The 11,329-nt window shown below is 69.8% G+C and carries 10 protein-coding genes; 7 read left to right on the top strand and 3 right to left on the bottom strand.

Annotated elements, in window-relative coordinates; translation table 11 throughout:
• Positions 1–123: 123 nt before the first annotated feature.
• Together ASF94_RS03850 and ASF94_RS03855 are read right to left on the bottom strand one after the other, a co-directional pair.
• Positions 124–1,773 carry a methyl-accepting chemotaxis protein gene (locus tag ASF94_RS03850; protein ID WP_056661837.1) on the bottom strand — a complete coding sequence of 550 codons (1,650 nt, stop codon included), beginning with the start codon at positions 1,771–1,773 and terminating at the stop codon, positions 124–126.
• A gap of 131 nt (positions 1,774–1,904) precedes the next feature.
• Complete coding sequence (locus ASF94_RS03855) at positions 1,905–4,373, bottom strand: cation-translocating P-type ATPase (RefSeq protein WP_056661840.1); 2,469 nt, start codon at positions 4,371–4,373, stop codon at positions 1,905–1,907.
• Positions 4,374–4,507: 134 nt separating this feature from the next.
• Here ASF94_RS03855 and ASF94_RS03860 point away from each other — a divergent pair, with 134 nt between their 5' ends.
• Positions 4,508–4,705, top strand: coding sequence for a heavy-metal-associated domain-containing protein (locus ASF94_RS03860; RefSeq protein WP_056661843.1), 198 nt, complete (start codon positions 4,508–4,510; stop codon positions 4,703–4,705).
• Positions 4,702–5,196, top strand: a complete 495-nt coding sequence (gene cueR / locus ASF94_RS03865; protein WP_056661846.1) for a Cu(I)-responsive transcriptional regulator — start codon at positions 4,702–4,704, stop codon at positions 5,194–5,196. The genes ASF94_RS03860 and cueR overlap by 4 nt, the downstream gene beginning before the upstream one ends.
• A gap of 106 nt (positions 5,197–5,302) precedes the next feature.
• On the opposite strand, the gene ASF94_RS03870 is transcribed toward cueR, so the two are convergent.
• Positions 5,303–5,968 (bottom strand): TetR/AcrR family transcriptional regulator, encoded by a 666-nt coding sequence (locus ASF94_RS03870; RefSeq protein WP_056661849.1) that lies wholly within the window; start codon positions 5,966–5,968, stop codon positions 5,303–5,305.
• A 126-nt stretch (positions 5,969–6,094) separates the two neighbouring features.
• On the opposite strand from ASF94_RS03870, the gene ASF94_RS03875 reads away from it, so the two are divergent.
• The 5 genes from ASF94_RS03875 (at position 6,095) to ASF94_RS03895 (ending at position 11,200) form a co-directional block, all read left to right on the top strand.
• A complete protein-coding gene (locus tag ASF94_RS03875) occupies positions 6,095–6,976 on the top strand; it encodes an ABC transporter ATP-binding protein (RefSeq protein ID WP_056661852.1) in 882 nt (293 codons plus the stop codon).
• Positions 6,976–7,854, top strand: coding sequence for a branched-chain amino acid ABC transporter permease (locus tag ASF94_RS03880; protein WP_056661855.1), 879 nt, complete (start codon positions 6,976–6,978; stop codon positions 7,852–7,854). The genes ASF94_RS03875 and ASF94_RS03880 overlap by 1 nt, the downstream gene beginning before the upstream one ends.
• Before the next feature lie 90 nt (positions 7,855–7,944).
• On the top strand, positions 7,945–8,982 hold the full coding sequence (locus tag ASF94_RS03885; RefSeq protein WP_056661860.1) for a branched-chain amino acid ABC transporter permease: 1,038 nt from the start codon (positions 7,945–7,947) through the stop codon (positions 8,980–8,982).
• A gap of 24 nt (positions 8,983–9,006) precedes the next feature.
• Positions 9,007–10,206: an ABC transporter substrate-binding protein gene (locus ASF94_RS03890; protein WP_056661863.1), complete on the top strand. Its 1,200-nt coding sequence runs from the start codon at positions 9,007–9,009 to the stop codon at positions 10,204–10,206.
• Positions 10,207–10,381: 175 nt separating this feature from the next.
• Entirely contained in the window at positions 10,382–11,200 is an 819-nt protein-coding gene (locus ASF94_RS03895; RefSeq protein ID WP_056661865.1) for an ABC transporter ATP-binding protein, read from the top strand.
• Positions 11,201–11,329: the final 129 nt, after the last annotated feature.

Below are 11,329 nucleotides of genomic sequence, written 5' to 3' on the forward strand. Positions count from 1 at the left end.
CCGCGCCGGATGCATGAAGCGTGCTCCTGGCGCTCCGCCAACAAAAAACGCCCGGACCGATCGCATCGGTCCGGGCGTTGTGCTTTGCAGGTGGAGCAGCGGCCACCCGGGCCGCTGGCGCCTTCAGGCCGGCAGCAGCGCCGGCTCGCGGCCCGCGCCGGCCAGCACGCGGCTGGCGGGCTGGGGCACTGCGTGGGCGGTGCTGCCGCTGTCGCCCAGGTGGAACTGCTGCACGATCTGCGAGAGCCGGGCGGCCTGCTCGCGCAGCGATTCGGCTGCGGCGGCGGATTCTTCCACCAGGGCCGCGTTCTGTTGCGTCATGCGGTCGATCTCGCCCACCGAGCCGTTGACCTGGCCGATGCCGCCCGCCTGCTCGGTGGCGGCCGCGTTGATCTCGCCGATGATGTCGGAGACGCGCTGCACGCTGTCCACGATCTCGGTCATGGCCCGGCCGGCGTCTTCCACGTGGCGCACGCCGCCGTTCACCGCCGTCACGCTGGAGCCGATCAGGCTCTTGATCTCCTTGGCCGCCTCGGCGCTGCGCTGCGCCAGGCTGCGCACCTCGCCCGCCACCACCGCGAAGCCCCGGCCCTGCTCGCCGGCCCGCGCCGCTTCCACGGCGGCGTTCAGCGCCAGGATGTTGGTCTGGAAAGCAATGCCGTCGATCACGCCGATGATGTCGCCGATCTTGCGGCTGGAGGTCGAGATCTCGTGCATGCTGGAAATGGCCTGCTGCACCACCGAGCCGCTGCGCGTGGCGATGCCGGAGGCCGAACTGACCAGCTGGTTGGCCACCTGCGACGACGACGCCGTCTGCTGCACCGTGGCGGTGAGCTGCGAGAGCGAGCCCACGGCTTCCTGCGCGTTGCTGGCCGTCTGCTCGGTGCGGGAGGACAGATCCTGGTTGCCGGTGGCGATCTCGGCGCTGGCGGTGGCGATGTTGCCGCTCGCGTCGCGCACCTGCCCGACCAGCGCGGCCAGGCGGTTCTGCATGTCCACCAGCGAGCGCTGCAGGTCGGCCACTTCGTCCTGGCCTTCCACCTGCAGGCGCTGCGACAGGTCGCCGCTGGCGATCGACTGGGCCAGGCTGCGCGCGGTGACCATGGGGCGCACGATGGACACCATGTTCAGCAGCGTGAGCGGGACCACCACCAGCACGGTGATCAGCACCGCCAGCAGGAACAGCCACTTGGTCTGGGCGGAAATGCCGTTCTGCTGGTCGATCACTCCCTGCACGTCGGCCCGCAGGCTGGCATCCAGCGCGGCGAGCTGCTTGTCCGCCTCGGCGAATTCGGCGATGGCCTTGCCGCTCATGCGATAGGCGATGGTGGCGGTGTCGTAGCCGCCCGCTTCCAGCTGGCGCGCCACATGGGCGAACTGGTCGCGGTAGCTGTCCAGCCGCTTGGCGATGCCGGCGGCCACGTCGTCCCGGGCCCCTGCCGAGGTCTGCTGCAGCCCGGCCGTGATCTTCTTGGCCCGCTCCAGCGCGCCCATCCATTGCGCGTGGGCCGCCTTCACGCCCTCGGGCTTTTCGTACTGGATGATCATGTCCTTCTCGTTCTGGCGAATGGCACCCATCTCGCCCCGCAGCTGCGCCAGATGGCCGATGGCCGTGTACTCGTTGGCGATGAACTCCTCGCTCATGTCGTGGATGCGGAACATGCCGAGCATGCCCGCGCCCCCCAGCAGCCCCAGCAACACCAGTACGACCGCTATGGCACCGATCATGCGGAAACGGATGGTGAAACGCCTCATGAGGCTGAAGAAATTCATGACTGTCGTCCTGTAGGGTGATGGGTGGGCCGGCGATGCGGGCGTGCCGATGCCGTGTCAAGCACCAAGAAGTGCTATTGACATTTAGTTGCAGTTTGCCAGACAAGACGCCCGTCGGGGCAATGTAACTATCAAACGCGCCAGCGCTTCAATAGCAATGCGTTCGCCATCACACTCAGCGAACTCAGCGCCATGGCCGCCCCCGCCATCACCGGGCTCAGATAGCCCAGGGCCGCCAGGGGAATGCCGGCCACGTTGTAGATGAAGGCCCAGAACAGGTTCTGGCGGATCTTCGCCACCGTGCGCGCCGAGATGTCCAGAGCCGCCGCCACCAGCCGCGGGTCGCCGCGCATCAGGGTGATGCCGGCCGCGTGCATCGCCACGTCGGTGCCGTTGCCCATGGCCAGGCCCACGTCGGCCGCCGCCAGCGCCGGTGCGTCATTGACGCCATCGCCCACCATGGCGACGATGCGGCGGGGGGAGGCCGAGGCGCTGGCACCCTGCCCCATCGCTGGTTCGGCTGGTTCGGCCGTGTCGGCGGTGTTGGCCGGGGCGCCCAGGGTGCCCAGGGCGCGCGAAACCGTGCCGCCAGCCGGGCCCGCAGCGCCGCGCTGCAACCCGGCCACGGCGGCGGCCTTCCCTTCGGGCAGCACCTCGGCCAGCACTTCTCCCGCCTCCGGGTCCAGCCCCAGGCGGCGGGCCATCGCTTCGGCCGCGCCCCGGTTGTCGCCCGAAATCATCACCGTGCGCAGCCCGCGTGCGCGCAGCGCAGCCAGCGCCTCGCGGGCGCCCGGCTTGGGTTCGTCGCCGAAGGCCAGCAGCGCGCGCACCATCCAGGCGCTGCGGCCCGCCGCGTCCTGCCGGGCCACGGCCGATACCGTGGCGCCCTCCCCCTGCAGCGCGGCGGCGCGGTCCGCCAGCGGGCCGAGCGGCGCGCCCAGCTCCTGCATCCAGCGCAGGCTGCCGACCACCCACCGCTCGCCGTGCACCGTGCCTTCGGTGCCCCGGCCGGGCACGGCGGCCACTGCCGTCACCGCGTCGCCCGGGGGCGGGGTCACGCCGCGGCTGCGGGCGGCTTCGAGGGCGGCACGGGCCAGCGGGTGCTCGCTGCCGGCCTGCACGCCCGCCACGGCAGCCAGCACGGCGGCTTCGCCTGCTGCGGCCGTGGGGGCCGGGGCCCCTTCCGGCGCGAGAACCATCGCCGTCAGCCGTGGCCGGCCCGCAGTCAGCGTGCCGGTCTTGTCGAAGGCCACCGTATCGACCCGGTGGGCACGCTCCAGCGCCTCGGCGTCCTTGATCAGGATGCCTTCGCGCGCGGCTGCGCCCGTGCCGGCCATGATGGCGGCCGGCGTGGCCAGCCCCAGCGCGCAGGGGCAGGCGATCACCAGCACCGCCACGGCATGCACCAGCGCGGCCTCGGCGCCCGCGCCGGCCGCCAGCCAGCCCAGCAGCGTCAGCAGGGCGATCACCAGCACCACCGGCACGAAGACGGCCGCCACCTTGTCCACCAGCCGCTGGATGGGCGCCTTGGCGGCCTGGGCGTCTTCCACCAGCCGGATGATGCGGGCCAGCACCGTCTCTGCCCCGACGGCCGTCACCTGCAGCAGCACGCGTCCGTCGCCGTTGACCGAGCCGCCGGTGAGCGCATCGCCCGCCGCACGCGCCACCGGCAGGGGCTCGCCGGTCAGCATCGACTCGTCCACCTGCGTGGCGCCTTCCTGCACCACGCCGTCCACCGGCACGCGCTCGCCCGGCCGTACCACGATGCGGTCGCCCGCCATCACCTCGGCCACGGGCACGTCCACCTCGCCGTCCCGCCCCAGCAGGTGCGCCACGTCGGGCCGCAGGGCGTGCAGCGCGCGGATGGCGGCGGTCGTCTGCCGCTTGGCGCGGGCCTCCAGCCATTTGCCCAGCAGCACCAGCGTGATGACCACGGCCGACGCCTCGAAGTAGAGGTGCGGCGCATGCCCGGGCGCGGCGGTGAGCCACAGCGACAGGCCGAAGCCGGCGCTGGTGCCCAGCGCCACCAGCAGGTCCATGTTGCCCGACAGCGCCCGCGCCGCATGCCAGCCCGCCCGGTAGAAGCGCGCGCCCAGCACGAACTGCACCGGTGCCGCCAGCGCGAACTGCAGCCAGGGCGGCAGCAGGGCATGCGCGCTGCCGGTCATTCCCGTCAGGCTGGCGGGCAGCAGGTCCAGCACCATCGGCAGCACCAGCGGCGCCGACAGCAGCAGGCCCGCCGCCACCGGGCCGAAGCCTGCCCAGGGCGATGCATCGCCCTCGGCCGCATCGGCCGCCTGGTCCTGCAGCGACCGCGGCTCGTAGCCCGCGTTGCGCACCGCGCGGCGCAGCACGGCGCCCATGTCCGCGCCAGCGCCGGCGCCCGCGTCGCCGGAGGGCGCGACGTAGGCGATGTGGGCGCGCTCGGTCGCCAGGTTCACGGTGGCGTCCTGCACGCCGGGCACCTTGCGCAAGGCCCGCTCGACGCGGCCCACGCAGCTGGCGCAGGTCATGCCGGCAATGCCCAGGTCCAGCGTGGCGGGTGTCGTCGCGGAGAGGGGCTGGACGGGCGCGGGGATGGGGGAGGAGGCAGCAGTCATGGCGGCATCTTGAACCTTGACGCCATGGCAAGGTCAAGGGCCACCCGAGGCCCTGTCCGGCAAGCCGCGCGGCTTGACTTTGACATGATGGCAAGGTTGACACTCGCCCATCCGCCACTTTTCAGGAGACCTCCATGCAACACACCTTCCAAGTCCAGGGCATGACCTGCGGCCACTGCGAGCGCGCCGTGGTCCATGCGGTGCGCCAGGTCGACACCGATGCCAGCGTGCAGGTCGATCTGCCCACCGGCCGCGTCGCGGTGGAGAGCGACCACCCGCGCAAGGCGCTGGCCGCCGCCATCACCGAAGAGGGCTACACCGTCGCGGCATGAGCGCCGCTCCGCCCGCCGAGCGCAGCAGGCGCAGCGGCCGCCGCGCCGAGGCCACCGCGACGTCGACCCCCACCTCCGCCTTCGGCTGGCCGGTGCCCATCAGCACCGCCGCCGAGCGCGCCGGCGTGTCGCCGCGCATGCTGCGCCACTATGAGTCGCTGGGCCTGTTGGCCGGCGTGGCCCGCACCGACAGCGGCTACCGGCAGTACACCGAGTCCGACGTCCACACCCTGCGCTTCATCCGCCGCGCGCGCGACCTGGGCTTTTCCATCCAGGAGATCGCCACCCTGCTCGGCCTCTGGCAGGACCAGCACCGCGCCAGCGCCCAGGTCAAGCAGATCGCGCAGGCCCACATCGACGACCTGGGCCAGCGCATCGCCGCCATGCAGGCCATGCAGCGCTCGCTGCAGGCGCTGGTGGGCTGCTGCCAGGGGGATGGGCGGCCGGAGTGCCCGATCCTCGATGACCTGGCCGGGCCGCCACGGGCTTGACGCTATTGTTTTGATAGCTGCCTGCGCTGGTGCAGTCAGCGCAGAGGCCTGAAAAGAGCGTGAACCCGGGGGCAGGTTCGTCCAGCGCCCCGGTGCCGGTGGCGCCCTAAGGGGTCGGGTGCCGCAGAACGCCGGCCAGCAGCGTCGCGATGCATTTTTCCGCCACCTCGTCGGCGCTGTATTCGCCGCCAGGCTGGTACCAGCGGCCGATCCAGCTCAGCGCCCCGGCAATGACGAAGGCCGTCATCTTCGGGTCGCACTCCGCCACCGACCCTTCCTGCACGCCCGCCGCCACCAGGCGCCGGAACTCCTGGTCGATGGACGACTTCAGCCGGCGCAGCTCCTTGCGGCTTTCGGCCGGCACCTGCTCGTCGCCCACGCGGATGAGGCACATGCCGAAGTCCATGGTGACGATGCGCGCATAGACGCGCATGCACGCCTGCAACTGGTCGATGGCCTTGCCACCCGCCTGCCGCGAGGCCTCGATGCCCTCCAGCGTCATGGTGAGCCCGCGCCGCACGCACTGCAGCAGGATCTCGTCCTTGTTCTTGACGTAGTAATAGAGCGTGGGCTTGCTGACGTGCAGCCGCGCCGCGATGTCGTCGAGCGACGTGGCATGAAAACCGCGCTCGTTGAAGAGCTGCGCAGCGGTGGACAGCACGGCATCGCGCTTGGCTTCGCGCTGCTCGGCACGCGCCGGGGCATCGGCCCAGGGCGAGGCCACCGGGGTGGCGGAGGCCACTCGTTTCTTCTTTCTGGCAGATGGCGTCATGCGTCAGTGTCAGCGGGAAAGTACCAATGTCGCATGGTGGGGTGCACTCCAGAATCTACTCACAAGTAAGAAGTCTACGTACCAGTAGACCCCCGTCCGGTTCGCAAAAACCCGTAGAGGAAGCCGATGGAGACGAGACAACAGGCTGGAGGCGCCCAAGGCGACGCATCGCCCGACCCCTTGCTGCAGGTGGACGGTGTGACGCTGGCCTTCGGTGGCGTGAAGGCGCTCACGGGCGTCAGCTTCGGCGTGCAGCCGGGCTCGATCACTGCCGTGATCGGCCCGAACGGCGCGGGCAAGACATCGCTGTTCAACACCATCTCGGGCTTCTACCGTCCCACGGCCGGGCAGATCCGCTTCCAGGGCGAAGACATCACCGGCGTGCCCGCGCCGCAGCGCGCCAGGCGCGGCCTGGGCCGCAGCTTCCAAAACATCGCGCTCTTTCGCGGCATGACGGTGCTGGACAACATCAAGCTCGGCCGCCACGCCCACCTCAAGAGCAACGTGCTCGACGCGCTCTTCTACCTCGGCCGCGCCCGCCGCGAGGAGGCCGCGCTGCGTGCCGACATCGAGGAGCGGATCATCGACTTCCTCGAGATCGACCACATCCGCCACGCGCCGGTGGCGGCCCTGCCCTACGGTCTGCAGAAGCGGGTGGAAATGGCCCGCGCGCTGGCCATGCAGCCGAAGATCCTCATGCTGGACGAACCCGTCGCCGGCATGAACCGGGAGGAAACCGAGGACATGGCGCGGTTCATCCTCGACGTGCGCGAGGAGTGGGGCGTCACGGTGCTCATGGTGGAGCACGACATGGGCATGGTGATGGACCTGTCGGACCACGTGGTGGTGCTCAACTTCGGCCAGGTCATCGCCCAGGGCACGCCGGCTGCCGTGCAGGCCGACCCCGAGGTGATCCGCGCCTACCTGGGCTCGGGCGACGTGGGCGACCTGCGCGCCCGGCTGCACGGCGGCCATGCCGCCGCGCCCGTGCTGCAGGGGGCGGTGTGATGGACTGGGCCTATCTCTTCGAGATCAGCCTCACCGGGATGGCGGGTGGCGGGCTGTATGCGCTGGCGGCGCTGGCCTTCGTCATGGTCTACAAGGCCACCCGCGTGGTGAACATCGCCATCGGCGAGCTCCTGATGGTGGGCGCCTACCTGTTCTTCACCTTCGCCTCGATGTTCGCGCTGCCGCTGTGGATTGCCATTCCCGCGGCGGTGATCGGCACCGGGCTGCTGGGCGCGCTGATCGAGCGCACCATGATCCGGCCGCTGCTCGGCGAGCCGCCCATCTCCGTCTTCATGGTCACCGTCGGGCTGGCGTCCGTGCTGGTGGGGCTGGTGGAGATGATCTGGACGGCCGACCAGCGCCGCCTGATCGACTTCATGCCCACCCGGCCCATCGTCATCGGCGACGCCTTCCTGGCGCCCAAGGTCGCCTGGGGCGCGGTGGTGGCCGTGGTGTTCATCGCCGCCGTGCTGCTGGTGTTCCGCTTCTGGCGCGGCGGCGTGGCGCTGCGGGCCACGGCCAGCGACCAGGCGGCGGCGTATTCGGTGGGCATCAACGTGCCGCGCGTCTTCTCGCTCGCCTGGGTGGTGTCCGCCATGATCGCGGCCGTCTCCGGAATCATCGTCGGCTCCATCGGCGGCATCTCGTCGAGCATGGGCGTGTTCGGCCTGTCGGTGCTGGTGGTGGTGATCGTGGGCGGGCTCGACAGCGTGCTGGGCGCCCTGGTCGGCGGCCTGCTCATCGGCCTGATCGAAGCGCTCGCTGGCGCCTACCTGGGCGGCGAATACAAGTTGCTGGCCACCTTCATCGTGCTCGTGGCCGTGCTGCTGGTGCGGCCCTACGGCCTGTTCGGCACCCACGAGATCGAAAGGCTTTGAAACCATGCGTGCCCACGGTCGTCACTTCGTCCATTCACCCACCTCCGGGCAGGCGCCGGCCGCCCCCGGCGTGTCGCGGCAGGAGGCCTGATGCGCATCGGCACCCTGAAGGAGTCCTACGTCGCCGATGCGGCGCTGTTCGACTCGCGCACGCAGAAGGTCTGGCTGGCCGTGGCGGCCGCCCTGCTGCTGCTGTTTCCCTTCATGGCCAGCGACTACTGGCTGTACCTGGCGTGCCTGGTCAGCATCAACGTCGCCAGCGCCACCGGGCTCAACATCCTGACCGGCTACACCGGCCTGGTGAGCCTGGGGCAGGCCGCATTCATGGGCCTGGGCGCCTACACCGTGGCCGTGCTGGAAACGCGCCTGGGCACGCCCTTCCTGCTCAACCTGCTGGCCGGCGGCATCGTCGCCATGCTGGGCGGCATCGTGGTGGGCATTCCCTCGCTGCGCGTGAAGGGGCTGTACCTGGCCATCGCCACCATCGCCGCGTCGTTCATCGCGCATTTCATCTTCGCCAACTGGAAGTTCACCGGCGGCACGGCCGGCCTGAGCGTTCCACCGGCCCGGCTCTTCGGCCTGCCGCTCGACACCTCGTTCCGCCTCTACTGGGTGATCGTGCCGGTCACCGTGCTGATGCTGCTGGGCGCGGCCAACCTGTTCCGCACGCGCGTGGGCCGGGCCTTCATCGCCATCCGTGACCGCGACATCTCGGCCGAGGTGCTGGGCATTCCGCTCTTGCGCTACAAGCTGCTGTCGTTCGGCCTGTCGTCGTTCTACGCCGGCGTGGCGGGCGGGCTGTGGGCGTATTTCTTCCGTGTCGTCACGCCCGAGAGCTTTCCGCTGCTGATGTCGATCTTCTTTCTCGCGGCCATCATCGTCGGCGGCATGGGCTCGATCCTGGGCGGCATCCTGGGTGCCGTCTTCATGACCATGGTGCCCGAGCTGCTCAAGCTGGTGGTCGACCTGCTGCCCGGCGGCAACGAGCTGACCGTCTTCCTCTCGCCGGTGCGCACCGTCATCTTCGGCCTGCTGATCATCGGCTTTCTCGTCTTCGAGCCCCACGGCCTGGCCGAAGTGTGGCGGCGCATCCGCCGTTTCTTCCATCTCTGGCCTTTCCGCAACTGACAACACTCCAGGAGACAGACAACCATGGAACAGCAAGGCACTTTCCCGCAGCAGCCGACCTCCCCGCAGCGCCGCAGCCTCGTGCTCGGTGCGGCGGCGGCCGCCGCACTGGCGCACCCGCTGTCGGTGCTGGCACAGGCCGGAGACGACATCGTCATCGGCGGCTCCATCCCCATGACGGGCGTGTTTGCCTTCGCCGGCGTGGGCATCAATGCCGGCATCCAGGACTACGTGAAGATCGTCAACGACGCGGGCGGCATCAAGGGCCGCAAGGTCCGCTACGTGCCAGAGGATACGGGCTACAAGGTCGATGTGTCGGTGGCTGCGTTCAAGAAGATCACCAGCCAGAACAAGGTCAACCTCTACTACGGCGATTCCACCGGCTTCGCCAAGACCATCAACCCCGAGCTGGACCGCAACGGCGCGATCCTGATGGGGGGCGCCTCGTTCGCCTCCGAACTGAACGACCCGAAGAAGTACCCGAACCAATTCCTCGTGGGGCCCGACTACACGGAGATGTTCGGCATCCTGCTCAAGCACATCGCCAAGGAAAAGCCCGGCGCCAAGGTCGCCTTCGTCTATTCGGACTCCGAGTTCGGCCGCGACCCCATCGAGCGCAGCGAGGCCGCCGCCAAGGCGCTCGGCCTGTCGGTGCCGATCAAGATCATGACCCCCGCGGGCAGCGTGGACGTCTCGGGCGAGGTCATCAAGCTGCGCCGCGCAGCGCCCGACTACACCATCTTCCACGGCTACATCCTCGCGCCCATTCCGGAGTTCATCACCCAGGGCCGGCAGCAGGGCATGACCAGCCAATGGATGGGCACCTTCTGGACGATGGACAGCTCCACCGTCATGAAGATGGGCGAGGCCGCCGACGGCTTCATGGGCGTGATGCCCTACCGCTACTACTACGACACCGAGAAGGCGCCCATGCTGGAGAAGATCCGCCAGATGCGCCCGGATTACCAGAGCACGGCCTACACGCAGGGCTTTCTCGCCGCGATGCTGTTCGTCGAATCCGCCAGGCGATGCCTGGATGCGGGCAAGCCGCTCGACGGCAAGAACCTCAAGGCCGCGCTCAACAGCATCAAGGACTTCGACACCGGCGGCCTGATCGGCGTGCCGATCACCATCGCCGGCAACTCCATCCCGGTGGGGCGGGTCTATCGCGCCGACATGAAGGCGCAGAAGATGGTCGCGGCCTCGGACTGGATCAAGCTCTGATGCGGACCATCCCCCTGAGCGGCTTCGCCGCTTTTCCCTTCTCCCGCACCGCTCCGCGCTGCGGGAAGGGGGGCGGCACCCTCGCAGCGGGGCGGCCCTTGCCCGGTGCCCCGCGCGCTGGCCGTGCAACCAACGCAGCCGGCTCGACGTGCGCAACGACCTGTCGGTAGTGCCCATGACAAACGCCGACCCCACCCACATCCTCGAAGTCAACAACATCGAGGTCATCTACAACAAGGTGGTGCAGGCGCTGCGCGGCCTGTCGCTGGCCGTGCCGCGCGGGCAGATCGTGGCCTTGCTGGGCAGCAACGGCGCGGGCAAGAGCACCACGCTCAAGGCCGTCTCGGGCCTGCTCGCGCTGGAGGACGGCGCGCTGGAGTCCGGCAGCATCCGGTTCAACGGCGAGGACACGGCGGCCCTGGCGCCGCAGAACCTGGTGCGCAGCGGCCTCAGCCACGTCATGGAGGGCCGCCGCGTCTTCGAGGACCTGACGGTGGAGGAGAACCTGATCGCCTCCACCTACGCCCTCACCGGCCGGGGCCAGGTGGCGCCGGACTTCGACCTCGTCTACAGCTACTTCCCACGCCTGCACGAGCGCCGCAAGGGCCTGGCCGGCTATCTGTCGGGTGGCGAGCAGCAGATGCTGGCCATCGGCCGCGCGCTCATCGCGCAGCCCCAGCTGATCCTGCTGGACGAGCCCTCGCTGGGCCTCAGCCCCAAGCTGGTGGAGGACATCTTCACCATCATCGCCCGCATCAACGCCGAGCGCGGCACCAGCATGCTGCTGGTGGAGCAGAACGCCACCGTGGCGCTGGCCGTGGCGCACCGCGGCTACATCATGGAGAACGGCAAGATCGTGATCGATGGCAGCGCCCAGCGGCTGGCGAACGACCCCGACGTGCGCGAGTTCTACCTCGGCATGGGCGGCGGCGGCGAAGCGAAGAGCTTCAAGGACATCAAGCACTACAAGCGCAGGAAACGCTGGTTGTCATGAAGAGCATCGCCCTGAGGCCCTGCGTGCCCTCCCCCCTTCTCTCGCCCGCTGCGCGGTGCGGGAAGGGAGACGCAGCCGGTGCGGCCGGTCGGCCCGGGCACGGCGGCCCCGGCCCGGACAGCGCCTGCA

It is taken from the genome of Acidovorax sp. Leaf160, assembly GCF_001424265.1.
Taxonomy (GTDB): Bacteria; Pseudomonadota; Gammaproteobacteria; order Burkholderiales; family Burkholderiaceae_C; genus Paracidovorax.

Bases quoted from the DNA above. Each gene is read 5' to 3' on its own strand.
- ASF94_RS03895 (WP_056661865.1), top strand. From the start codon at position 10,382: ATGACAAACGCCGACCCCACCCACATCCTCGAAGTCAACAACATCGAG.
- ASF94_RS03880 (WP_056661855.1), top strand. From the start codon at position 6,976: ATGGACTGGGCCTATCTCTTCGAGATCAGCCTCACCGGGATGGCGGGT.
- ASF94_RS03885 (WP_056661860.1), top strand. From the start codon at position 7,945: ATGCGCATCGGCACCCTGAAGGAGTCCTACGTCGCCGATGCGGCGCTG.
- ASF94_RS03850 (WP_056661837.1), bottom strand. From the start codon at position 1,773: ATGAATTTCTTCAGCCTCATGAGGCGTTTCACCATCCGTTTCCGCATG.
- ASF94_RS03855 (WP_056661840.1), bottom strand. From the start codon at position 4,373: ATGACTGCTGCCTCCTCCCCCATCCCCGCGCCCGTCCAGCCCCTCTCC.
- cueR (WP_056661846.1), top strand. From the start codon at position 4,702: ATGAGCGCCGCTCCGCCCGCCGAGCGCAGCAGGCGCAGCGGCCGCCGC.
- ASF94_RS03875 (WP_056661852.1), top strand. From the start codon at position 6,095: ATGGAGACGAGACAACAGGCTGGAGGCGCCCAAGGCGACGCATCGCCC.
- ASF94_RS03860 (WP_056661843.1), top strand. From the start codon at position 4,508: ATGCAACACACCTTCCAAGTCCAGGGCATGACCTGCGGCCACTGCGAG.
- ASF94_RS03870 (WP_056661849.1), bottom strand. From the start codon at position 5,968: ATGACGCCATCTGCCAGAAAGAAGAAACGAGTGGCCTCCGCCACCCCG.
- ASF94_RS03890 (WP_056661863.1), top strand. From the start codon at position 9,007: ATGGAACAGCAAGGCACTTTCCCGCAGCAGCCGACCTCCCCGCAGCGC.